Origin of the sequence: Terasakiella sp. (genome assembly GCF_048267425.1) — a bacterium.
In the GTDB taxonomy this organism is placed as follows: Bacteria; Pseudomonadota; Alphaproteobacteria; order Rhodospirillales; family Terasakiellaceae; genus Terasakiella.
This window is the reverse complement of sequence record NZ_JBLWXN010000007.1, coordinates 187,012-210,054: the sequence shown is the minus strand read 5'-3', so window position 1 is coordinate 210,054 and position 23,043 is coordinate 187,012. Positions and strand designations below refer to the sequence as shown.

The 23,043-nt window shown below is 48.7% G+C and carries 22 protein-coding genes; 10 read left to right on the top strand and 12 right to left on the bottom strand.

The window, feature by feature from the left end; translation table 11 throughout:
* Positions 1-5: 5 nt before the first annotated feature.
* From ACN0VA_RS12645 to ACN0VA_RS12605, 9 genes are all read right to left on the bottom strand, one after another.
* On the bottom strand, positions 6-3,353 hold the full coding sequence (locus ACN0VA_RS12645) for a tetratricopeptide repeat protein (protein WP_417821505.1): 3,348 nt from the start codon (positions 3,351-3,353) through the stop codon (positions 6-8).
* A gap of 58 nt (positions 3,354-3,411) precedes the next feature.
* The gene (locus tag ACN0VA_RS12640; RefSeq protein ID WP_417821504.1) at positions 3,412-4,149 is read right to left on the bottom strand and encodes an OmpA/MotB family protein; all 738 of its coding nucleotides are present in this window, start codon (positions 4,147-4,149) and stop codon (positions 3,412-3,414) included.
* On the bottom strand, positions 4,146-5,051 hold the full coding sequence (locus tag ACN0VA_RS12635) for a flagellar motor protein MotB (RefSeq protein ID WP_417821503.1): 906 nt from the start codon (positions 5,049-5,051) through the stop codon (positions 4,146-4,148). The genes ACN0VA_RS12640 and ACN0VA_RS12635 overlap by 4 nt, the downstream gene beginning before the upstream one ends.
* Before the next feature lie 21 nt (positions 5,052-5,072).
* Complete coding sequence (locus ACN0VA_RS12630; RefSeq protein WP_417821502.1) at positions 5,073-5,735, bottom strand: protein phosphatase CheZ; 663 nt, start codon at positions 5,733-5,735, stop codon at positions 5,073-5,075.
* Positions 5,736-5,775: 40 nt separating this feature from the next.
* Positions 5,776-6,162, bottom strand: coding sequence for a chemotaxis response regulator CheY (locus tag ACN0VA_RS12625; protein ID WP_188661776.1), 387 nt, complete (start codon positions 6,160-6,162; stop codon positions 5,776-5,778).
* A 171-nt stretch (positions 6,163-6,333) separates the two neighbouring features.
* Positions 6,334-7,119, bottom strand: coding sequence for a MotE family protein (locus ACN0VA_RS12620; protein ID WP_417821501.1), 786 nt, complete (start codon positions 7,117-7,119; stop codon positions 6,334-6,336).
* A gap of 17 nt (positions 7,120-7,136) precedes the next feature.
* Complete coding sequence (locus ACN0VA_RS12615; protein ID WP_417821500.1) at positions 7,137-7,628, bottom strand: DUF6468 domain-containing protein; 492 nt, start codon at positions 7,626-7,628, stop codon at positions 7,137-7,139.
* Positions 7,629-7,632: 4 nt separating this feature from the next.
* A complete protein-coding gene (gene fliM, locus ACN0VA_RS12610) occupies positions 7,633-8,763 on the bottom strand; it encodes a flagellar motor switch protein FliM (protein WP_188661770.1) in 1,131 nt (376 codons plus the stop codon).
* 47 nt (positions 8,764-8,810) lie between these two features.
* Positions 8,811-9,344 carry a flagellar basal body-associated FliL family protein gene (locus ACN0VA_RS12605; protein WP_417821499.1) on the bottom strand — a complete coding sequence of 178 codons (534 nt, stop codon included), beginning with the start codon at positions 9,342-9,344 and terminating at the stop codon, positions 8,811-8,813.
* 389 nt (positions 9,345-9,733) lie between these two features.
* On the opposite strand from ACN0VA_RS12605, the gene flgF reads away from it, so the two are divergent.
* From flgF to flgH, 4 genes are read left to right on the top strand one after another with little or no spacing between them, the layout of a single operon-like run.
* Positions 9,734-10,465: a flagellar basal-body rod protein FlgF gene (gene flgF, locus ACN0VA_RS12600; protein WP_417821498.1), complete on the top strand. Its 732-nt coding sequence runs from the start codon at positions 9,734-9,736 to the stop codon at positions 10,463-10,465.
* Between the two features lie 52 nt (positions 10,466-10,517).
* Positions 10,518-11,303 carry a flagellar basal-body rod protein FlgG gene (gene flgG, locus ACN0VA_RS12595; protein WP_417821497.1) on the top strand — a complete coding sequence of 262 codons (786 nt, stop codon included), beginning with the start codon at positions 10,518-10,520 and terminating at the stop codon, positions 11,301-11,303.
* Positions 11,304-11,318: 15 nt separating this feature from the next.
* On the top strand, positions 11,319-12,320 hold the full coding sequence (gene flgA / locus ACN0VA_RS12590; protein WP_417821496.1) for a flagellar basal body P-ring formation chaperone FlgA: 1,002 nt from the start codon (positions 11,319-11,321) through the stop codon (positions 12,318-12,320).
* A 52-nt stretch (positions 12,321-12,372) separates the two neighbouring features.
* Positions 12,373-13,128 (top strand): flagellar basal body L-ring protein FlgH, encoded by a 756-nt coding sequence (gene flgH / locus ACN0VA_RS12585; RefSeq protein ID WP_417821495.1) that lies wholly within the window; start codon positions 12,373-12,375, stop codon positions 13,126-13,128.
* Between the two features lie 80 nt (positions 13,129-13,208).
* On the opposite strand, the gene ACN0VA_RS12580 is transcribed toward flgH, so the two are convergent.
* The 3 genes from ACN0VA_RS12580 to ACN0VA_RS12570 all read right to left on the bottom strand — a co-directional run bounded on the left by ACN0VA_RS12580 (position 13,209) and on the right by ACN0VA_RS12570 (position 15,096).
* A complete protein-coding gene (locus ACN0VA_RS12580) occupies positions 13,209-13,904 on the bottom strand; it encodes an aminotransferase class I/II-fold pyridoxal phosphate-dependent enzyme (protein ID WP_417821494.1) in 696 nt (231 codons plus the stop codon).
* Between the two features lie 190 nt (positions 13,905-14,094).
* Positions 14,095-14,511, bottom strand: a complete 417-nt coding sequence (dksA, locus tag ACN0VA_RS12575; RefSeq protein WP_417821493.1) for an RNA polymerase-binding protein DksA — start codon at positions 14,509-14,511, stop codon at positions 14,095-14,097.
* Between the two features lie 150 nt (positions 14,512-14,661).
* A complete protein-coding gene (locus tag ACN0VA_RS12570) occupies positions 14,662-15,096 on the bottom strand; it encodes a flagellar assembly protein FliX (RefSeq protein WP_417821492.1) in 435 nt (144 codons plus the stop codon).
* Positions 15,097-15,348: 252 nt separating this feature from the next.
* Here ACN0VA_RS12570 and ACN0VA_RS12565 point away from each other — a divergent pair, with 252 nt between their 5' ends.
* From ACN0VA_RS12565 to ACN0VA_RS12540, 6 genes are all read left to right on the top strand, one after another.
* Entirely contained in the window at positions 15,349-17,037 is a 1,689-nt protein-coding gene (locus tag ACN0VA_RS12565) for a flagellar hook-basal body complex protein (RefSeq protein WP_417821491.1), read from the top strand.
* 298 nt (positions 17,038-17,335) lie between these two features.
* Positions 17,336-18,472, top strand: a complete 1,137-nt coding sequence (locus ACN0VA_RS12560; protein WP_417821490.1) for a flagellar basal body P-ring protein FlgI — start codon at positions 17,336-17,338, stop codon at positions 18,470-18,472.
* Entirely contained in the window at positions 18,472-18,873 is a 402-nt protein-coding gene (locus tag ACN0VA_RS12555) for a rod-binding protein (protein ID WP_417821489.1), read from the top strand. The genes ACN0VA_RS12560 and ACN0VA_RS12555 overlap by 1 nt, the downstream gene beginning before the upstream one ends.
* Before the next feature lie 2 nt (positions 18,874-18,875).
* Entirely contained in the window at positions 18,876-19,307 is a 432-nt protein-coding gene (locus tag ACN0VA_RS12550) for a hypothetical protein (protein WP_417821488.1), read from the top strand.
* 32 nt (positions 19,308-19,339) lie between these two features.
* Positions 19,340-21,499: a flagellar hook-associated protein FlgK gene (flgK, locus tag ACN0VA_RS12545; protein WP_417821487.1), complete on the top strand. Its 2,160-nt coding sequence runs from the start codon at positions 19,340-19,342 to the stop codon at positions 21,497-21,499.
* Between the two features lie 11 nt (positions 21,500-21,510).
* Complete coding sequence (locus ACN0VA_RS12540) at positions 21,511-23,037, top strand: flagellin (protein ID WP_417821486.1); 1,527 nt, start codon at positions 21,511-21,513, stop codon at positions 23,035-23,037.
* Positions 23,038-23,043 lie beyond the last annotated feature (6 nt).

The following is a 23,043-nucleotide window of genomic DNA, read 5'->3' as shown; positions in this document are numbered from 1 at the left end:
TTGGATCAATTGATGGCACTGAGCTGTCCTGCTTTCAGCCGTTCTTGATATTCTGTCATAAAGCTGGAGAAGTTTTCAGCCGGTTTGACCAATTGGGTAATGGTGCGTGGATCCAGCATGCCTGCATTTTCACGCGACGCAATCAGACGGAAAGCATCACGCAGAGTCGTTTGCTCCATCGCCGGGCCATAATCCGCACGAATACGTGCCACACCGCGTTCATTGGCGCCAAGTGTATAAGCGACTGCCAAATTCAAAATCAAACGGGCTTGTTCTTCATCCAGCGGCTTGGCACGGCGTGCCCCCTTCGCCAAAGCAAGGCGTTTAATGGTCACAGCGGAATTACGCCAATCAGACGCATTCCAGTACACTTCCGAGCGTAAAATATCAGCCGCGACCGTTTCATCTTCGGCATCATCCATCAATTTCAAGGCCTGATCCGTTTTTCCCATATCAATCAAGGCACGTGCCTCTAGATGACGACGTTGAACAATCTCTTCCGCTGTCATGTTGGGTTGGGCACTTTTCTTAAGCGCGCGAATAGCACGTTCAGGATTGCCAGCGGCTAAATACACCACCGCCAAACGTGTCCCGACTTGCGCCTTTTTCTGACCGCTTAAACGGAACTGCACCTGATTTTCCAATAATTCTGCCGCTTCGCGCAACAGATCTACGGCGGCCAGACGATCAGCCAATTTGCGGATCATCTCGTCCCCTTTTTCACCAGCCGGCGTCAATTCACGGAATTCATCGTAAAGGGCAATGGCCGTCACCGGCGGTAACTCATCCGCTTTGCTTTCAAGATACAATTCTTCAAAGATACGGATCATTTCCTGCGTCACGGCTTCGGCCTGCGGATGTTCACGGAAATAGGTTGCCGCTTGACGTAAGGTGCGCAGACCATCCCGGTAATTTCCGGTTTGAACATACAGGTCGCCTAAACGTCGCAACAGCTTGAATTCAAAATCATCCCCGCGCCACGCAAAACGCAGTTTCTCCAATGCCTCAATCAACTGTTTGGCATCAATCCGTTCGTTTTTATATAACAACTCGGACTTGGATAGGGCTGCGCGCGCCCGCGACGGGCGGTGATTGCCATTTTCGACCTGCTCATACGTCACCACGGCCCCGTCAGGGTCCCCGCTGATTTCTTTGGTGCGTCCGCGCAGATATTTTACCGCATCAACCTGACGATTATTCAATTGTTCTGACTCAAGCACTTCAAGGTAGGATTCCGCCTGACGGACATCCCCGGTCGACAAGGCCGCTTCAGTCAACAATAAAGCAAGCGGGAATTTAAGACGGGGCGGATAATTTCGGATCACACCGCCCAGACGTTTTAAAGCAAACGCACTTTCGCTGAAATCGCCCCCAGCAGCCGTCACTGCCGCTTGCCAAAACGCGCCTTCATCCTTGGCGGCAACTTCGTCTCCCTCAAGATCTTTTGCTGCCTCGTCCAGTCGGCCCATCACATAGCTGGCAACCCCGCGCATCGCCCTGAATTCATGGTCCTTTTCCTTGTCAGGATTGGACTTTGCCATAACGTTCAAAACGCCCAAAGCTTCCGGCCCCATTGCATGGGCAAGATAATATTGCGCCAATTTTGTACGGGCAATATCACGACGTGGTCCCTTTAGCCCGGCAACCGCTTTTTCAAGATCCTGACGGTTGACACGGTAACTCTCCATGCTGCCGACTTTCCATTTGTCAAAATCAAACAAACGGCTAACACCACGCAACCCACCCAGCTTTGCCTGTGCCACCGCCTTTTTGCCTGTATCAGACAATTTCAAGCTGGAAGTCGACGTCATTTCAATACCGGACTTCAACGTACGAATACGTAAATCGTCACTCAACGGTCGATAAACGGCCCCTTGCGCACTGGCTAACAATTCAAACTGAGGATAATTTCGCGCTGTATTCACGCCATGTCCCAATGGAATAACCGGAACAACAACCAAATTATCCCCAATCGCAGGGTCTTGTACAGGCACCGGCAAACCACCTTCCTGTACAGACATAAACAAACGCGAACCGGCCGGCGAATGGGGTTGCGGTTGAACTTCAATTTCTTGCGAAGCCAACATCGGCAATTTACCGAAATCAAACACCCATGCTAAACCTTCGCGCTTGGGCCGCGGGTTAAACCCTTCGGCTGTTACCATGCGTAAAACCGTGGCCCGCGGGATCGCAATTTGTTCAATCTGTGCAATCGCGCCATTAGCCGCCGCTTTCAACGCATTCAAATCCTGCTGAGTCTGCTTGTCAAACACCAGCCACACGGCTCCGCCACGACGAAAGGCGGCGGCTGCAACGGGTTCACCAAATTCAAAGCGTAAAGAAAATGCAGCGGCCAAAGCAGACGTGCCATCTGTTGCGGGATCATCCAGTGCTTGCGGTGCGGCAACTTTTTCCACCGGGGCCGCACGTGGTGCAGGGGCCTCGCTCGGTGTCGCAACAGTGGGTTGCGCAACAGGGGCAGGTTGCTGGATCGCTTGCTGTTTTGCAGGTTCCGGCGCGGGTGCAGGGGTCGCTGGCGCGGGCGCTGTTGCAACCTGCGTTGTTGCTTCTTCTGCTGTCGGGGCTTGTGGCTTGTTGGCCAAATTATCGCGATAGACATCAACGACAACTTTTGTCCCGACATAAAAATCTTTAATCCGTGCCCCTGCCGTCACGTCCAATTCAACATTTTTGCCATTTTGACGAATGCCGCGCACCTGCCCCGTTAACCCACGTTGGGCACGTGACAAGTCATATTTCGCAAGTTCATTAAACTGTACAACGGCCTTGCCTTGATAGTCCCCGATCGTATAGCCAACCTTTTTCGCCCAATCGAACACGATCCGGGTATGCGTTCCTTTTTCGCCTTTACGCACACGGACGGATGGTCCATTCGCCGGAATGACAGAAGGTTGCGTTTGAACCGGTGTGGCTTGTACAGGTGCAGGTGTCGGGGCTGGCGCCGGACTCGCGGCACGTGGCGCAGGCGTACTTGCCGGTTTGGGAACAGGTTGCGCCTGTGCGGGTTCGCCCAAAACATCGACAACCAGATAACTGCCTGTATAGAAATGACGTAAACCGTAATCGCCCGTCAGGTTAATCGTCACATTGCGCCCGCCATTAGACGGCGTGACATTGGAAATATATTTCTTCAGATTTCGACGAACTTCATTATAGGAGGTTTCGGCAGGTTCGCCAAAACTCAAATTCAGAACACCATTTTCTATATTAGCTTCATAACGAACCGGCAAAGACCATTTAAAGACCATACGCCCATAACCGGGATGCGCACCAGCGCGCACGGCAATACGTTCCGCCCAGACTTGTCCGTTCAGGGCAAATATGCCGATCATAAACGCCAAAATGGCTATGAGTGAGCGCCCTTGTCTCAAAATGCCGTTCGTCCCCTAATTACTTCAACACACCGGTCTGCAAAACCAATATATCCACACGCCGGGCCAATGCCTCTTTTTTAGCAGGTGCGATATCGGGCAATTGCCCGTAACCGCTATCTCCATAACCATATGCCAAGAAATCTTGTGTGAAGCCAGACTTTCTTAATGCATTTCCCACAGCAATGGCCCTAAAAAGCGATAATTCCCAGTTGGACGCATAATCCAGCCCTTCAGCCGGTTTTGGGTCCGTATGTCCAGTTATAACAATCTGATTACTAACATGTCGTAAAACATCACCAAGTTTTAGCATAGTTTCTTGCGCACGCGGACTTAAGTTTTTGCTTCCACTGGCAAAAAGAAGGTCCCCCGGTAATGAAATCAACAAACGATCATCTAAAAGCTGGATCATAGAACGTCCAAGAATATCGTCTTTATCAACCTTTTCCGTCAAAACAGCCTGCAAATACTCCAAATTTATCGCACGCTGTCGGAAAACAGTTGAAATATTATAATCCGCGGTGGCCGTTGCGACAGTTTCGTTCTTTTCAGGATTTAACGTTGTTGATAGGGAGTCTGTAATCGCATCCCATTTATCAATCTGCACCGTAGACATGGAAAAGAGCATGACAAAAAAGGTCAAAAGCAAAGAAACAAGGTCCGTGAATGTCAGCATCCACGCCCCCGTCTTTTCACCCTCCTCTTTTCCTGAAACGCCGAACGATGTTACGCCGACTTTTCTGCCTTGTCGGATCATTGCCCCCCCTCCCCTAATCGTGGTGGCCGCAATGATATCGGTGCGTTCGCACCTGCCGGTGCAGAGGGTGTTGCCTGCACGGGTGGCGTCAGGGGCAATGGCAAAACGCCCCCGTTTTCGTTGGAGGTCGCAGGGTTTTGCGGTGATAACGTGACAGGTTGGGGACGCGGCTGTTCCACAACAGCCGGTTTTATCACTTCACTGGAAATCAAAGGTGACTCTTCAAACCGGATACGATTTTCATCCTGGGCGCGAATATGGAACCAAATTTCCAATGCAGTTTCATTACTCCCCTTCAAGCCGATGGAAACCGATCCCGGCGGGGCACCGCGCGTCAATAGTTCACGGGCAAAAGCACCGGCGCGGCGTACAGGTAAACTTTGTTTCGTCGGTAATGTCCGAATACCGGACCAAGGGGCTGGCACGACGAATTCCATTTCAAAACGTAAACCCGGCGGATTGGCACTCAGGGCTGCAACAAGGCGGTCCATAAATCCATATTGGCCTTCGCGGATAATATCTTTATCCAGCTCAAACAAGCTATCCCCGTCAATTTCAACCCGCATCAATCGTCCGGGCTGAATGGTATCCACTTTTACCACGCCGATAACCGTCGAAAACAGCCCGGTTACCTGACGCTGAAAATCATCCGCGGCCAAAAAGTCGCCCGTCGTCGCATTAAAAGCGGTTAGATCCATACGTGGGGGTAAAACGGAAGAAAAAGTCGAGGTCAGACTTTCCATTAAGGCTTTCGATTTCACCTCTTCCGTAGAAGAGATACTTACAAGCAAGATAAAGAAAGCTAAAACCAGCAAATAAAGTGACAAAAAAAGCGTGATTGTCCGTCCGGCGTCACTTTCGGGTCTTTTGCCCCCACCAAAGTTTACCTGAATTCGGTCCATCGCCTTCTATTATGTCATGAGTTAATCGAAACTGGCCAGCAGAGCATCGATGTCTTCCTGACTTCTGCCTTGACCTTCAAGTTGCGGGCCTTCCAGTAAGTCTTCGTCGGTTATTTCCTTAGGTCCATCCTCAACAGGATCGGGGTTCTCGGATTTGAATTTATCAATTTCCGCACCAAACGCATCGACCAAGGCATCGATTTTTTCTTCAATATGCTTGAGGGCATTCACCACTTTTGTAATGCGCTGCCCTGTAATGTCCTGAAAAGTGCAGGCTTCATAAATCTTAGTTGTTGCTTCCATCAGTTTATCACTGACTTCCGGCTCCAACCCCACCATAACCTCTTCTACGATTTCGGTTGCGTCCATAATATTATTGGTCGCATCCGCAGTCGCCTCGACAATGGCGTCCAGTTCATCACTGGCGGAAGAAAGGTATTTTTCCTTCACATCGTCGGGACGGAGCTGAGCAATCTCGGCTTTAGCGCTATGAATATACTCAGCCAGCGATTCAAGCTCGTTATAGAGCTCCATGTCAGCAGACGTAACATCGCCTTTCATCGTTGAAAGAAGACTATCCACAACTTCGACCACTTCTTCTACTTGCACGGTATCACCATAAGTGTCGCGCAATTCATCAAGACGTGCACCCAAATCGGGGTCTACTTTAGAGGAAACTGACATGAAAACTCCATAAACCAGAAATGATTAGACATCGAATGACTTAGAAATCACCGATAACACTAACCATTTTACCTTTTAGCGTTTCCGCATTGAACGGCTTCACGATGTAGTTGGATACACCGGCTTCCTTCGCTGCGATTACGTTTTCAGACTTACTTTCCGCAGTCACCATGATGAACGGAATGTGCTTCAACTTCGCATCGGCACGGACTTCGCGCAACAATTGCAGGCCCGTCATCGGTTCCATGTTCCAGTCGGAGATAATCAAGTCAAAATTGGCTTGGCGAAGTTTTTGTAACGCCTGACTTCCATCAGTTGCTTCATCGATGTTGGTAAAACCCAACTGACGCAGCAAGTTGCGGATGATACGCAACATTGTTTTATAATCATCCACAATAAGGATCGGCATATTAGGATTGACAGCCATTTAGCACTCCACTCCCAGATAAAAGTATCTTTTCAATCGGCTTATACCTTTTTCAATAAAACATATAAAAAAGGTATCTATTAAATTTAGTACTTGAGCTTAGCCTATGACGCAACCTTTTTAAAAGGGAAACCAACGCATTAGCTCATTTTTTTTACACAAAGGGATAAATCACCCCCCCGTTAACTCGCCCGGCTGCGGTAAACTACGTAGTTTAAACAGTTCTTCGGTTACATCACGTGCTTTTTTCGGGTCCATTTTTGCAAGAATGGGAGCGAGCCGCCGTTTATTCATTTTTTCAGCAACTTCCAGTAAGACATCCATTTCAAGCTCTTCAAAGATTCGCCCGGCATCCTTAGGCTTCATATTTTCATATATTTTGACCAAATTCACCAACTTGCTGGCTTGTTGCTCATCATATTTAATCATTTTATCTTCAATCGTCTTTTGCAAGGCTTTCAACGACTGAACTTTTTTATCAATGCGCCCTTCCGCGGCCTTCAACAGGTTTTCGCGAACATCCAGTTCACGGGCGTGCGCTTCAATTTCTTCACGTCGCTCCGCCAGCTTTTGCAGCAAATCCACCTCTGCCTGAGTATAGAACGTCGGATCATCACCGATCCCGGTATCGCGCTGATTATTGGCGGCTTCCTCCGCTGCAATGGCCGCATCTTCTTCTGCCATTGCCTTTTTTTCCTCGTCGCTCAATTCTTCGGTATTGGCTTGGGCCAATTCCAGAACGCGCGGCGGGGCGGGATGGCGATCATTCAAAATATCTTTGGCTTCTTTCGGACGATCCTGCGCGACTTTTTGTTCTGCCTCTGCCTGAGTAACGCTCACGGCACCCATCCAGTCACCAACCCCTTCCCAGATCGCGTTCACCTTGATCGTCAGCAAAAACACAGCCACAAAAATCGTAACCGGCAGGACTCTCAATCTATTCAGGAAGGTCATCATGTGTTATCTCCCGGTCTTCAGCGCACTGATTCAAGAGCTTTCAAAAGCTCCCGCTCGGCATCTGTTTTCGGTTTAAATTCTTCTTCGTCCTCTTTTTCCGCCTGCTGAACAGGTGCCTGAGGCTTATCCTTGCTCGGCGGGACAACCGTGTCTTTTACCTTTTTCCCGGAATAGGCCGGGGGCTCGGGCCGATTATTGCGGACTTTTTCTTCCAGCTTATCCGCCGACACGCCCGCACGTTCAATCAAGAAATTCAAATCATCGCGCAAGGCTTCGGCTTTACGCAATGTGTCCTGCACATCGCGTTTCATATCATCAGCCGATCCGGTCAGTTTATGGATACTTTCTTCGGCACGCAACGTCGCATCGTTAAACTGATTAGCCAGTGCCTCCAATTCGGATTGGTCCTGACGCAACTGTGAAAGGCGACGGTTTAACATAACCGCATAAGCAATGGTCGCAATCAGCAAGATCGCAATCAAAATGTCCAAGAGCAAGGCAAACGGCACAGGCTTATCCTTTCGTCTTCGTAATTTCGTCGTCGATACGCACGGCGATATTGTTACCTTTACGACCCATTTTACCCACATACATGGATACACCGCCACAACGAATTTCAACATCTGAGTCCGGGGTGGCATTAAACATGATCTGTGATCCGATTTTTAAATTAATAATATCGGTCAATTCCATATATTGTTCATCCAGCACGGCTTCGAGATCCACATCCGTTTGCCAAAGCTCACGCGCCAAGTGCGTTTCCCAAATACTATCGCGACCGAATTTTTCCCCCATGAACATCTGCAATAGAAGTTCACGAACCGGTTCCAAAGTCGCATAGGGCAGCAGCATTTCCACGCGCCCACCACGATCTTCCATATCAATACGCAGCTTGGCGACAATGGCCGCGTTGCTGGGTCGCGAAATCGTCGCAAAACGCGGGTTGGTTTCCAAACGATCAAAACGGAAGGTCACCGGGCTCAGCGGATCAAACGCAGCGGACAAGTCGTTCAAAACAACATGTACCATCCGTTCCACCAGATTGCGTTCAATCGTGGTATAGGGACGACCTTCAATTCGCATGGCCGCGGTCCCGCGCCGCCCGCCCAACAAAACGTCCACGATAGAATAAATCATGGAACTGTCGATCGTCAGCAGACCGAAGTTATCCCATTCTTCCGCCTTGAAAACACCTAACATTGCTGGCAAGGGGATAGAGTTCAGATAATCGCCGAAACGGATAGAGACAATGTTATCCAGCGACACTTCGACGTTATCGGATGTAAAGTTCCGCATCGATGTGGACATCATCCGCACCAGACGGTCAAAAACGACCTCCAGCATCGGCAGACGTTCATATGAAACCAGCGCCGAATTCAGGATAGCCTGAATACCGGACTGCCCTGTATCGTCGTCGTGATCTTCATCAAAACCGAGAAGGCTGTCGATTTCGTCCTGGTTTAGAACCCGCGTAGATTCACGCCCGCCAACTGCACCCAGCAAATCGGCGCCGCCACCACCATCGTCACCGACCATGGACTCCCATTCGGCGGCGAGATCGTCATCAGCCTCATCATCGTCATCACCGAGTGCGGCTTCCCATTCGGCGGCGAGATCTTCGCCATCGTCGTCGGCGACAGTCATGCGTGCGGTCCTTTACTTCGATCAATCATTCGTCTTCTACCAATACGCTATTGTACCAGCATTTCCTTAAAAAGCACATCATTCACCTTCACAGGTGCGACAGCGGCGTTTACACGCGCCAACAATTCTTCGCGCAAACGATACATCCCGGCCGATCCTTTTAAATCTTCTACGCGCAATTCACGCAAATAGACCTGAAAAGCATCAACGACACGATCCTGCACAGCTTCAACCTTAACCACATCTTCCACATTGGGCAGTTCAAGACTGACACGGATTTTCAAGAAGCTGGATTTCCGCCCCGTGGTATTCAGGTTGACCAGAATTTCGGGCAAATCGGTAAACGCAACCGGACCAACAGGCGCGGCTTCGCCCCCTTCACCGTCGGCGGCTGTCTCTTCAACACCAAGCAACGGATCAAGCAAGCCGGTAAAATAAGCACCCGCCGCCCCGCCGATAATCAAGACCAGCGGAATGGCAAGGATCAATATTTTTTTCTTACTACCGCCCGAGCCCCCTTCTTCGCTACCGTCCAGATCGTCGTCGTCACCCATGTCATCGTCGAGATCGTCATCAGCCATATTGTTCACTCACTTCGATTCAAATTCTATCTGCTTCAGCCTTGTCAACTGATGGCACACCTTATCAAGGATGTGCATAACAGTCTCGTAAAGCTACCCTTATTTACACCATAATAAGCAAGTAGTTAACAACTGGTTTAATCCGTTTTTTTACCTGAGACAAAAAAACATAAAAATGCAGACTGTTTCTTCCGTCCCTGCAAGGCATTTATTGCCGCACCGCCACAATCTTGTCCGGCAAATTTTGAACGCTCCTTCCGACACAAAATAATTAACCATTTGTTTTTTAATGTATTTTCAGACTGGCACAGTGTGTGCATATAGTTTTGGCAACAACGCGGCAAAATGTCGCACCACCTAGAGCGAAAAAAGTTTAGAGGCTTGGCCAAATGGAAAATACATTACTCATCGCACTGTCCAGACAGACGACCTTGCGCCGTGAAATGACTTCTGTGGCAAACAACATCGCCAACATGAATACACACGCTTACAAACGTGAAAGCATGATGTTCGATGATTTCCTGATGCGCAGTAAGGGCGGCGAAGCGATTATGGGCGACAAGCTCAAATTCGTACGTGATGTCTCCCAATATCGTGATTTGTCCGAAGGCAATCTGGAAGAAACCGGAAACTCTTTGGATGTTGCCATTCATGGAGACGGTTATTTCGTCGTCGAAACACCACAAGGCAATCGCTACACCCGTAACGGTCACTTTGAACTGAATAACGAAGGCGTTGTTGTTACAAGTGATGGTCATCCGGTTTTAACCGCTGAAGGCGATCAAATTTCCATTCAAGCCAACGACAGCCGTATCGAAATCAGCCGGACAGGCCAGATTTATACAAATGGTGGTGAAATTGGCAAACTGGGTATCGTGAATTTCGAAAACCCACAGTTTTTGGACAAAGTATCCAACACGATGTACAGCTCCGACACACCGGGCACGCAAATTGATCAACCCCATGTCATTCAAGGCAAGCTGGAACTGTCCAATGTACAGCCGATCATCGAAATGACACGCATGATTGATGTACACCGCAGTTATGAAAAAGCAAAAGATCTGGTCGGCAAAGAAGATGAGCGGATCAAAAAAGCCCTCACCCTGATTTCAGATAGATAAAGAGCGCCGATTAAACGGCTGAACTAGAGCGAATAAGTTTAGGAGTAAGACAATGAGATCATTAAGCATCGGCGCAACAGGCATGATGGCACAACAACAAAATGTTGAAGTGATTTCCAACAACCTTGCCAACATGAACACAACGGCCTTTCAACGCCGTCGGACAGAATTTCACGATCTTCTGTATCAAAACCTGCGTCGCGCAGGCTCAACCTCCGCAGACAATGGAGATGTTGTCCCAACCGGTGTTCAACTGGGTCTTGGTGTAAAACTGGCCTCCGTTTACCGTATCCACGAACAAGGCAATATGTCCCCCACGGACAATACGTTCGACCTTGCCATTCAAGGCAACGGCTTTTTCCAAATCACCCTGCCCGATGGTCAAACCGCTTACACACGCGATGGGACTTTCCAGTTAAACGGTGATGGTGAACTGGTCACCCACGATGGGTATCAGGTACAACCGGGTATCACAATTCCGGCAAACGCCGTTGATGTAACCATCAACTCCAGCGGTGAAGTGCTCGCCAAAATCGACGGTCAGATCCAACTGCAAAATGTTGGTCAATTGACTTTGGCAAACTTCCCCAACCCGGCGGGTCTCAGCGCCGAAGGTTCCAACTATTACTTAGAAACACCGGCTTCCGGTCAGGCCTCTACTGCTGCACCGGCGACCACTGGCTACGGATCTATCTTGCAAGGGTTTCTGGAAACATCAAACGTCAATGCGGTTTCCGAAGTCACCAACCTGATTTCAGCACAGCGTGCCTACGAAATGAATTCCAAAGTCATTTCCACTTCCGATGAAATGATGGGCACCATATCCAACATGCGATAACGGAGGGCTAAAACGATGAAACGCTTTATCTTTTTTCTAAGTTTGCTCTGCGTTCTGTTTTTTGCGTGGCAAACACAAGCAGAAACAGACAAACTGGCTGTTGGCGAGGCTGATCCGGTTTCTTTACGTGAAAACATTTCTGTTTCCAGCAATTATATCCGCTTGGGTGATTTTTTCACGAACGTCCCGCTGGACAAAGCCGATACCAAAATTGCCTACGCCCCCAAACCGGGACGTCGTGCCAGTTTTGATGCGCGTTGGCTTTATCGCATTGCACGGGCCTATGGCTTGCAATGGCGCCCCCTGTCCGCCGATCTGCGAACCGTCGTCAATCGCGAGAGCGCCATTATTGAAAAAGACGAAATTCGGGATGCGATCGTCAGGGCACTGGGCAGATACGACCTACCCAGCAACCCGGAAGTGGAACTGAGCAATAAAAACCTACGTGTGCACGTACCCAGCGACCTGATGGCTGAAGTTCAAGTCAATGATGTCAGCTATAGTCGTCGCACAAACCGTTTTGCCGCAATGGTCAGCATTGGTGAAAAAGGCATGAACCCGGTCAAACAGATGCGTGTTACCGGTGCCGTTCATTCCATGTTGGAAATACCGACATTGACTCATCGCTTAAGCAAAGGCGACGTGATTTCACAAAACGACATTACCTGGATCAAGGTTCGTGCCGATCAAACCCAACGCGATATCGTGATTGACGCACAGGACATTCTTGGGATGACCCCGAAACGTCTTTTGCATGCCGAACGCCCGATCCGCACACGCGACGTACAACGCCCCGTCGTCATTCCCAAAGGCAGTGTTGTAACAATCATTCTGCAAATGCCCGGCATGACCCTGACCTCCAAAGGCAAAGCTATGGAAAACGGATCAGATGGCGAAACCATTCGCGTTATCAACAGCAAAACAAAACGAACTATCGATGCCATTGTGCTGAGCAGTTCAACCGTTACGGTCGTACCTCTGACGGCCAAACACGCTCAACTCGCCCTAAATCAATAAAACATACCGCGCGTTGAGTTCAGTCTTAGAGCATAGTTACAGGAGACTAGACATGTTTAAATTTAGAAATATTCTCCGTATTTCAGCCATCGTTCTTTTGATGTCATCCCTTTCGGCCTGCAACCTTTTCACACGTCTTTCCCAAGTCGGTGACGGCCCGAAAACAACCGAAATCGTCAACCCGACCAAGCGCCAAGACTATCGCCCGGTCAGCATGCCGATGCCTGCCCCCGAAGTTGCGACAGTCAACCCGAATTCATTGTGGCGCAGCGGTGCGCGGGCCTTCTTTAAAGATAATCGTGCCAATTCGGTTGGTGATATTTTGACCGTCAGCATCGCTATTTCAGATAAAGCAACCATCAACAACAAGACAGAGCGCACCCGCGATGACGGCGAAGATAGCAACATCACTAACCTGTTCGGTTTTGAAGCTGGCTTAAAAAAAGTCGTTTCATCAAACGTTCTCAATACATCAACCGTCAGCCTTGATACCGACCACACCACCAAAGGCGAAGGCAAAATCGCCCGCGATGAAACCATCACCCTGACCGTTGCCGCCGTTATTACACAAATTTTGCCGAACGGGAATTTGGTGATTAATGGCCGTCAGGAAACATTGGTCAACTATGAACTGCGGGAATTGAACATCACCGGCATCATTCGCCGCGAAGATATTTCTTCATCCAATACAATTGATCATACAAAAATCGCTGAGATGCGCGTCACATACGGTGGTCGCGGCAACGTTTCCGAATTGCAACAACCGCGTTGGGGTATGCAAATTCTGGATATTGTCTCACCGTTCTAACTCTTTTAATGCCCTGGCTCTTATCGCTCTAAGACGCAAGGAAAACTCAAGGCCGAAGTCACCCGACTTCGGCCTTTTTTTTATCGAAATAAAACGTCCCGAACAGCCTCAAGGATATCTTCAACATCCGAATCGCTCAGTCCACAATAAAGCGGTAAAGCCAGAACACGTTCATAGAACTGACGGGCACCCGGTAAATTTTGCACCCCATAAAGATTTTGATAATAAGGCTGGTCCGAAACCGGGATATAATGCACCTGCGTCCCTACACCGCGCGCAGACAATTCATTCATCACCTGTGCACGATCTTTCCCAAGCCCCTTGTAATCAATCAGGATTTGAAACAGGTGTAACAGTGGAACATCGTTTCCGCTGGGCAAAACACTTTTGACATAGGAGGACACACCATCCAGCGCCACCCGATAACGCGCAACAATATCGGATCCGCCGCGCGCTTCTGCCTCGCGGATATGGTCCAGCGTCATAAGTCCGGTTTCACTAACCACATCGCAGAAAACGACATCAGCACCACACATACGCACTGCATTTGCCGTTGCTAAAAAAGTCAGGGCCGGAACGATGACCTTGTCCCCCGGCTTCAACCCAATCGCCATTGAGGCCAAATGCAACGCCGTTGTCCCATTGGAACAGGCCACCGCTTGATTTGCGGCAACTTTTTGGGCAAACAGGTCTTCCAGTTCAGGCACCTTGGGACCAGTTGTCAGGAATTGACTTGTCAAAACCTCACAAACAGCCGCAATGTCTTCTTTGCGCACGTCTGGGCGTGCATAGGTTTCAGTGCCATGACTTACGGCCCTTCATCCCAAACAGATAAGATAAACGATTAAAAATAAGACCGAATTAAACGTAAAGATCAATGCCTATTTAAAAAACACCCAGTTTCCCAAACGAAAAAAGGGACACCAACCCGGCATCCCCTTTTCTTAAAAATCGACATCCCCCGACTTAATCGTCGCGATGTGTTTTTTCCATACGTTCGTGACGTTCTTGCGCTTCGATGCTCAATGTCGCAATCGGACGCGCTTCCAAACGGCGAATACCAATCGGTTCATCCGTTTCTTCGCAATACCCATAACTGCCATCGGCAATACGATCCAGCGCCGCATCAATCTTGTTGATCAATTTACGCGCCCGGTCCCGTGTACGTAGTTCCAAGGCACGGTCCGTTTCCATTGAGGCACGATCGGCTAAATCCGGCGCTTGATTGTTTTCGTGTTGAAGGTGTTCCAACGTCTCATTCGATTCACGAATGAGTTCTTCTTTCCATGACAAGAGTTTCTGACGAAAATACTCTTTCATGTTTTCATTCATAAACTCTTCGTCATTAGACGGCTTGTAATCTTTTGCCAAAGTGACGGTCATCCCGTTACCCCCTAACTTACGTAGGCATCCTGCTAAATTGCGCGCAATATAGAAAGACTCTCACAATATCGCAAGCAATTTTCTTCGATGAGTTGCAAGTTTATTTTTACCTGCAATTATAATGAGTTAGGAAATACTATTTCATGCCGTCTATTTTTTAGCCCGGCCCCATTTGGCGATTTCGACCTCTGCACGCAGTTCAATTTCATCAATTATTTGCTGCAATTGCGGGTCATCAACGCTTTGGCGTCTGTTGCGCAACATCTGTGCGAGGTTCTGCAATCGCTCAACCGAGATTGCCCCGGACAGAATTTCGCGCTGAATTTCAGCAAGACGATCAAGGATATCCTCGCCACGTTGATAGAGGGCCCGGCGGTTTTCTTCTTCCGTCGCATCCCCCACTTCCTGAATGGACAGAATAGAATCCATAGACGCGACCGGATTGACTTCAGACAGTTCAACATGAGAGCTACTCGCACTGCTCGTACCGCCGAGATGTGAGGAAAATTCACTCGACTTGCCGACACTGCCTTTTTTCTGTCCCTTCTGGGTCGGTTTACTGGACCCGACATTGGAAATCTTCATCTTGGCATCCTATTCATTGCTTTAGCCTGTGGAGTATAGCCTATTTTCTCTTACCTCGTTAACTTATTTACACACCTTCAGGCAAGTGGGGAAAGTCTGCCCGGCAACTCTTGCCCTCTTGCCCGTCTTCCCCATCATCAAAATCATCTTTCCTGTTTTTTATCAATCATTTACATAATGGCACAGCCTTTGCTTATTAATTCATGGGGTATTGTACCCACTGTGTAAATTGAAAATGAAAAGAGACTTAAAATGAGTTTGCTTGGATTATTCGCCGCGCCTGTTGGTGCGATGATGGCCCAGAGCAAGGCTATGCAAACCATAGGCACAAACTTAGCCAACCTGAATACGGGGGGCTATAAGCGAAGCGAAACCAATTTCTATACAATGGTCGCACAAACCTATGGCAGCAACCGCGATATTGGTGGGGTAAAAAGCATAACCCGAACCCTTATCAGTCAACAAGGCCAATTGCTGGGTAGCGATAACAATTTAGACGTTGCGATTAATGGCAACGGATTTTTTGTGCTCAATACCCAACTGGATGGCAATGGACCGACCTATTATGGTCGCGATGGCATGTTGGGCATGGCCCTGGGTGATGAAATCACGACAACAATCAATGGCAATACGGTCACCAGTCGCGAGGGATATCTGGTCGATAAGAACGGATATTACGTCCAAGGTTGGCCGGTCAATGCCGATCAATCCACCTTTCCGACCGATGAAGCCTCGCTTGGCCCAATCCGAATTGACCCGGAAACCTTTACATCCAATGGGGAGGCCACAACCACGGCCGAAATCGGACTGAACGTTCCATCCAATGCTGCCGTTGGATATAACGAGTCGACCTTTATCAAGGCTTTTGATGCTGATGGAGTCGCCCAAACGTACCAATTGCGCTGGTCCAATATTGTGTTGGGCGGACATACCCAAACCATGACACCAAATTGGGCCTTACCCGGTGGGGAACCCGCCGGTTTCACGGAAACCAACGCGGTAACGGCCTATAACAACCGTGGTTATGAAAAAGAATTCAATGTGACCTGGACAAAAGGGGCCAATCCGAATGAATGGGAATTGCAGGTCCTGGAAGGATCAGACGCACAAAGCATTGATGGGTCCGGCGACGGTACCCCTAAGAGCCTAACCGTCACATTCGATCCACTCACAGGTGCGATTTCCAGCACACCGACATCTGTCACTGTACAAGGTGGCGGCAGTTACGATGAAGCCTTTACCTTTGACTTAGGTTCAATGACAGAAGTTGCCGCCGCAGTCGGCGCCATTACTCAGACCTCCATCGCCAATGACGGGACAGCAGCAGCCGTACAAGACAATAAATATTCATTAGAGGTTTTGGAAGACGGCGTTCCTCTCTCCATTGATGCAGCATCGGCTGATGGAACCCCAACCGTCTTGACCGTCAGCTTTGATGGTAGTGGTCATTTACAATCTCCGCTCAACCTTGAAATTGCCAGTGCAACGACAGGACCAACCTTTACATTGGATATTTCCGATGTCACCAACTACGCCTCAGGTCAGTTGGTCGAGGGGCATTACGATTACAATGGCCGTTCTAACGCCCGACTGCATCATGTCACCTTTAATGATGCCGGGGAAATCATCGGACATTTTGCCGATGCCACCACCCGACCGATTTATAAGTTGCCACTGGCCACCTTTACCAACCCCAATTCACTGGATCCTGTAAACGGCAACGTCTATCGCCTGTCGGGTACAACCAGCGAAGCGGTCATTCGAACGGCCGGCGGACAAGGTGCAGGACAATTCGTTCCCAACGCACGTGAAATTTCAAACGTGGATATGGCGGATGAATTTACCTCGATGATCCTGACGCAGAAAGCGTATAATATCGGATCAACATCTTTTAAAACCATTGATGAAATGAGTCAGGTCGCACGTGACCTGAAACGTTAGTCTTTCTGTTTTCGACTGATTTACACAGCTGGCCAGCTTGTTCTTTTCACAAGCTGGCCTTTTTCTCACCCGGCAAATCTTTCCGTATCAGACCTTTTTTGCAGTTAAACTTAAAAAAAGACTTTCCCAAAACGAACCTAACTTTTTGTTTTTACTTAATTTTATAAAATTACTTTTCTGGCATCGAAATTGCTTAGTTAAATCGTAACAAAGACGACTTACATAAAGTTAAGTCACAATATGACAATGGCTAAGAGATGAGAAAACCATGACTGCCGTCATAAAGAGAACCATAACAGTGCTTAAGAGCGCAAAAGACAGCACCTTCCACTTGGGTCTTGCCCTGTTGATCGGCTTTGGTCTTTTGTTAAGTCCTGTTGACACGCACGCCTCTTCGCGAATTAAAGACATCGTCACCTTTGAAGGTGTACGCGACAACATGCTTGTCGGGTACGGCCTTGTTGTCGGTCTCAACGGCACAGGCGATGGACTTGCGGACGGGCACTTTACCAAACAAAGCCTACTGTCCATGCTGGAACGCCTCGGCGTGAAATCGACCGAAGACGGTCTGGACAGTAAAAACGTGGCAGCCGTAATGGTAACCGCGTCTTTAAAACCCTTTGCCCGCCAAGGTTCCCGTCTTGATGTAACGGTCAGCGCCCTTGGGGATGCTGACAGCCTGCTGGGGGGAACCCTTCTGGTAACGCCGTTGATCGGTGCGGACGGCGAAGTCTACGCTGTCGCCCAAGGGCAATTGGCTGTAGGCGGGTTTACAGCCGCAGGTGCAGCTGAAACAATTACAAAAGGTGTCCCAACATCAGGGCGCATTGCAAGTGGTGCGATTATCGAACGCGAACTCAATTTCGAAATGGCGCAAATGGAAGATGTCAAATTGTCCTTGCGCAATCCTGATTTCACCACAGCCCGTCGTATTTCACAGGCGATCAACGCCTTTTTGGGCAGCAGTTCCTCACGCCCGACCGATCCCGGTACCGTACAACTGGATATCCCGGACAGTTACGATGGCAATGTTGTCAATCTCTTGACCGATATTGAACAATTACGCGTCGACCCCGATCAAATGGCCCGTGTCGTCATTGACGAAACCACCGGCACAATTGTGATGGGGGAAAGCGTCCGTATCAGCACCGTTGCCATCGCACAAGGCAGCCTGACCATTCGGATCACCGAAACACCACAGGTTTCGCAACCGGGACCGTTTGCACAAACGGGCACCACCACAACAGTTGACCGGACCGCCATCGACGCCAACGAAGATAAAGATAAAAAAATGACGGTTCTGGACGATGGTGTTTCCTTACAAGAACTGGTCAACGGGCTGAATGCCTTAGGTATTGGCCCGCGTGACCTGATCACCATTTTACAGGCCATCAAGTCTGCCGGTGCCTTGCAAGCTGAAATCGAGGTGATGTAATGAGCGATCTTTCCCTTCTCAGCCAGGCACAAGTTGCCTTTCAGGATGCACAGGCAAAACGGGGACTGGCCGGTCTTGTCGACAGCACCAACAACCAAGGCAAAAGCTTTGCTGAAACACTGAACGCACAGCAACTCAAAGACCCAACACAAGTCGATGTTTTACAAAGACGTAAAATCCATGAGACGGCTGTTGATTTCGAGGCACAGTTCCTCAGCCAGATGATGCAACCCATGTTCGAAGGGATCGAAGCAAGCGAACCTTTTGGCGGTGGTCATGCAGAAAAAATGTGGCAAAGCATGCTGGTCAACGAATACGGTAAATCGCTTGCAAAATCAGGCGGGATTGGCTTGGCCGACCACGTCGAGCGCCAACTTTTACGCGCACAGGAAGGACTATAATTATGGAAATGTCAGAACGCGTTAACGAACTGATTTATATCTGCGAGCGTATGATCGAAATCCTGCAAAAGGAAAATGATGCGCTGGACGCACAAAATCCAAAAGTACTTGCAGAGACTGTGTCTGAAAAAGACAAACTCAGTCGCCTTTATGAACGCCATACCCGTGGCATTCAACGCGATGTCAATGGATTTGCAGCCGTCGACGAAGATGTACGGGCGACTTTGAAAGAACTGAGTCAGGAAATGGACGCGCTCATCGCCCACAACGCACGCATGTTGAAACTGAACATTGATACAAATCGGCGCGTGTTGCTGAAATTTGCAGATATTGCCAAGCAAATGACCCCGCATTCCGGCACCTATGCCAAGGATGCAAATGTCGGTCGTCGTGGAGAAGCCACGTCACCGATTTCTTTAAACGAAACTTTGTAAGACAGGCCTTGTAGAAAACAAGGGAGATAGATATGTCAATTACACACGCACTCCACGTCGCCGCAGGTGGCCTTTTGGCCACTCAATCTGCGCTGGGTACCGTTTCCGACAACGTCGCCAATGCCAATACCGTCGGCTATTCCCGTAAGATCGTGAATTTTGAAACGAACGTTCTCGCCGGTGTCGGCGCAGGCGTGAATATTGCCGATGTCACCCGTGCGGTCGATGAAGGGCTTCTCAAGGATGTACGGGACGAAAAATCAGAACTGTACGCCATCAAGTCACAATTGACATACTACAGCCGGATGCAAGAATTATTCGGGGCCCCCGGTGACAATAGCTCCCTTGCACATACAATATCGGAACTTAGCTCTGCTTTAGAGGCTCTGTCTGTTACACCTGAACGTTCCTTGGAACAAAGTGAAGTTATTCGCTGGGCAGAAAATACCGCGCAGCAATTACAAGATATGTCATCCGTCATTCAAGACTTGCGCAAACAAGCCGATGACGACATTCACCAAGCTGTCAAAGAGGCGGAGAATCATCTAAAAGAAATCGCCGACCTCAACCATAAAATCGTTCGCAATAATGTAGCAAATAACGATGTATCCGCCCTTGAAGACAAACGGGATCTGGCACTAAATGCCCTATCGGAAATCATTGATATTACCTACTTTCCCCGTTCCAACGGCGAATATTCCGTCTTCACCAAAGGTGGCCGTGTCCTTATTGATCAGGAAGCCGTTGATCTGACACATAACCTGGGGGCAAGTGTCAGTGCTGTCACCACGCATGAAGAAGGTGATTTCTCTGGTATTTATGCCGGTACAGCCGTTTTAGCCAACGACATAACCAACGATCTGCAAGGCGGGAGACTTGCCGGTTTAGTTGAAATGCGTGATGACGTATTACCCGGACTACAGTCTGAATTAGATGAACTCGCAGGAGCATTGCGCGATCAGATCAATGCGGTTCATAACCGGGGGATGGCTTTCCCTGGCTCACAGTCCATGCAAGGGACAACCGCCTTCATTGACTCCTCAGCGCAACAGATTGCTTTTGGTAGCGGGGACACCCGCATGGCTGTTATGGATGGCGATGGCAATCAGGTTGGTTCTGTTTCACTAACAACTCAATTGACCGCAGATCATGGTGCAGGACCATGGACGTTGGATCAAGTTGCCACGACAATTGATAGTTGGCTGGATGCCAACGCAGGGGGCGGAACGGCCCAATTTGTCGATGGCAAATTACAAATCACCATGAGTGATACTACTAAATACCTGAGCTTCCGTGACGAAACAGGTACAACAGCCGGATCAGACAGGGCTGATGCCACAATCAATTTCTACGGCGACGGAACAAAGGTCACCGGAACTCATCAAGGTTTTTCTGATTTCTTTGGTTTAAACGATTTTTACACCGAAGATTTGGGACAAAATATTTGGGATACTGGCATTCTTTCTCCCACTTATGCGGAAAGTGGTACCACCCTGACATTTTACGATAACTCTGGCGGGGGCTTAACCAGTCTTGGTTCCCTCTCTCTTTCCGGTTCTCTGGATGACATGGCAACCTTGGTTAATAATGCCAATATAGGTGTTCGCGCCACTGTTATTTCCGAAGGCGATGGTAAACGATTGCGCTTTACCAACGTTGAAGGAAACAACATGGAGGTTGTACAGGAAAGCGGTAATTTCGCCAGTAACACAGGTTTCGGTGTTTCCAACGTACGCACGGCTTCTTCCTTGAAAGTTCGTGATGATTTGACCAGCACACCCGGCAATATATCACGGGGTATCTTGCGCTGGGATGCTTCCCTGGGTACCGGCGGCGAATATTATGTGAGTGCCGGTGACAATAAAGTTGCCAGCGAGCTCGCCGGAACTTTCAACAATGCACAGTCTTTTGATGGCGCAGGTGGTTTAAGTCAGGTATCGGAAACATTCCATCAATACACATCCTCCATTTTGGCATTAAATTCATCAAAGGCTGCCAATAATGAACTGGATGTCGAAATTCAGGAATCTCTGGTGAACAGTTTGCAAAACCGTTCAGACTCACAAAAAGGTGTCAATCTGGATGAAGAGCTGTCACAATTGATCCTCTATGAACAAGCTTATTCTGCCGCCGCACGTGTCATCAGCGTTATTCAGGGCATGTTCGAAACTCTTGAAAACGCAGTGAGATAGGAGATAGAAAGATGGTAAACAGACTTGCAAACTTTGCCCACCACCAGCTTTTGAACTCTCATTTATTTAAGCTGCAAAGCAATTTGTTCGATGCTCAAATTGCAGTGGCAACGGAAAAGAAAACACAAGAATATGCAGGGATCCCTTCTCAGTCAGAACGTTTGGTTCGCCTGGAACATTTATCTGCCCAGTCTCAAAAATTCATCGACAACAACCAGGTCATTGACTTAAGATTGCAAACTCAAGATATTTCTCTTGTCGGAATTGAAGATACAATTCGTAATATGTACGATATGTTATCAGACTATTCCAGTGGCGAACGCCGGGACGCCGAGCAGGTTGAACTGGTTCAAAAGTTCGCTTATCAAGCCTTGCGCGACATTCAAGGCTTTATGAATGAGACAATTGCCGGACGTTATTTATTTTCAGGTTCGCGGACATCACAAGCCCCTGCCGACTTAGGTTTAGGTAATAACTTATCGGATTTTCAAACAAAATGGGACGGAGATACAATAAAATACCCTGAATCACGCGATGCTCATATTGCGGAATTCGGTGTATCTGACAATTTTACTTTCACCTTAGGAGGAAGTGGAAACGCCCAATATATGGAAGTGACAGCTGCTGGATATGCGGCGGCTGACTATGCCAACTTTAAAGTTGGCGATGATATTGCAGTATCAGGAGGAACATCCAATGATGGGACATGGACGATTTCCTCTGTTGACACCACAACCGGACATATCCGCGTCAAACGTAAAGACCTCACTGATGAAGTCTCTGCAGACACCTTCACCATTAAACGCGGGTCAAACCCAGAGATCGTCATCGCTGATACGATGACCTATGCAGGCACAACCATCACTGCTGCTGGCGGAGCTGGCACGTTTAGTAATGTCGAAATTCCATCTACATTAGAAATTGCCTCAGGCTCTGGCAACAATACAATGACCGTTACAGTCAGCGCTGTTAGTGCTGACGGCAGCTCCATTACGGTTACCGAAAAGACTGCAACAGCCGCTGGACCAGAAGCAGGCACCATCAATGTCAGCAACTACTATAACGGCGACCTCATGGAAACTCAGCATCGGATTGATGAAAACCGCGTTATTGATTTAAATATCAACGCTCTCGATCCTGCCTTTGATAAAGCAATACGGGCACTTTCCATTATTGCACAAGGAGAATTCGGCACGGCTGGTGGCCTCGATCAGAATACGGGCCGGACTGATGATGCCCTTTGGCTATTAGACTCTGCATTAAATTATCCAACAGATGGCACTCCACCTTTTGGCGCAGAAGCTGTAAGCAGTATTGAGCAACTGAGATTTAATACCGCTTTCCAACAAACGCAAATCAAAAATTCAATCGCGCGCGAAGAAAAAACGATTGGTTTCATGGAAAATAATATCTCCAATATCGAAGATATTGATATGTTAGAAGCTACAACTGAACTGCTGGATATTGATCGCGCACTTCAGGCATCCTATCAAGTTTTATCGCGGACGCAAAAGCTTGGACTATCTAACTTCCTATAATATTTC

Excerpts from the sequence above, each read along its gene's own strand:
- ACN0VA_RS12645 (WP_417821505.1), bottom strand. The coding sequence starts at position 3,353 with ATGATCGGCATATTTGCCCTGAACGGACAAGTCTGGGCGGAACGTATT.
- ACN0VA_RS12640 (WP_417821504.1), bottom strand. The coding sequence starts at position 4,149 with ATGATCCGACAAGGCAGAAAAGTCGGCGTAACATCGTTCGGCGTTTCA.
- ACN0VA_RS12635 (WP_417821503.1), bottom strand. The coding sequence starts at position 5,051 with ATGGACCGAATTCAGGTAAACTTTGGTGGGGGCAAAAGACCCGAAAGT.
- ACN0VA_RS12630 (WP_417821502.1), bottom strand. The coding sequence starts at position 5,735 with ATGTCAGTTTCCTCTAAAGTAGACCCCGATTTGGGTGCACGTCTTGAT.
- ACN0VA_RS12625 (WP_188661776.1), bottom strand. The coding sequence starts at position 6,162 with ATGGCTGTCAATCCTAATATGCCGATCCTTATTGTGGATGATTATAAA.
- ACN0VA_RS12620 (WP_417821501.1), bottom strand. The coding sequence starts at position 7,119 with ATGATGACCTTCCTGAATAGATTGAGAGTCCTGCCGGTTACGATTTTT.
- fliM (WP_188661770.1), bottom strand. The coding sequence starts at position 8,763 with ATGACTGTCGCCGACGACGATGGCGAAGATCTCGCCGCCGAATGGGAA.
- ACN0VA_RS12605 (WP_417821499.1), bottom strand. The coding sequence starts at position 9,344 with ATGGCTGATGACGATCTCGACGATGACATGGGTGACGACGACGATCTG.
- flgF (WP_417821498.1), top strand. The coding sequence starts at position 9,734 with ATGGAAAATACATTACTCATCGCACTGTCCAGACAGACGACCTTGCGC.
- flgG (WP_417821497.1), top strand. The coding sequence starts at position 10,518 with ATGAGATCATTAAGCATCGGCGCAACAGGCATGATGGCACAACAACAA.
- flgA (WP_417821496.1), top strand. The coding sequence starts at position 11,319 with ATGAAACGCTTTATCTTTTTTCTAAGTTTGCTCTGCGTTCTGTTTTTT.
- flgH (WP_417821495.1), top strand. The coding sequence starts at position 12,373 with ATGTTTAAATTTAGAAATATTCTCCGTATTTCAGCCATCGTTCTTTTG.
- dksA (WP_417821493.1), bottom strand. The coding sequence starts at position 14,511 with ATGACCGTCACTTTGGCAAAAGATTACAAGCCGTCTAATGACGAAGAG.
- ACN0VA_RS12570 (WP_417821492.1), bottom strand. The coding sequence starts at position 15,096 with ATGAAGATTTCCAATGTCGGGTCCAGTAAACCGACCCAGAAGGGACAG.
- ACN0VA_RS12565 (WP_417821491.1), top strand. The coding sequence starts at position 15,349 with ATGAGTTTGCTTGGATTATTCGCCGCGCCTGTTGGTGCGATGATGGCC.
- ACN0VA_RS12555 (WP_417821489.1), top strand. The coding sequence starts at position 18,472 with ATGAGCGATCTTTCCCTTCTCAGCCAGGCACAAGTTGCCTTTCAGGAT.
- ACN0VA_RS12550 (WP_417821488.1), top strand. The coding sequence starts at position 18,876 with ATGGAAATGTCAGAACGCGTTAACGAACTGATTTATATCTGCGAGCGT.
- flgK (WP_417821487.1), top strand. The coding sequence starts at position 19,340 with ATGTCAATTACACACGCACTCCACGTCGCCGCAGGTGGCCTTTTGGCC.
- ACN0VA_RS12540 (WP_417821486.1), top strand. The coding sequence starts at position 21,511 with ATGGTAAACAGACTTGCAAACTTTGCCCACCACCAGCTTTTGAACTCT.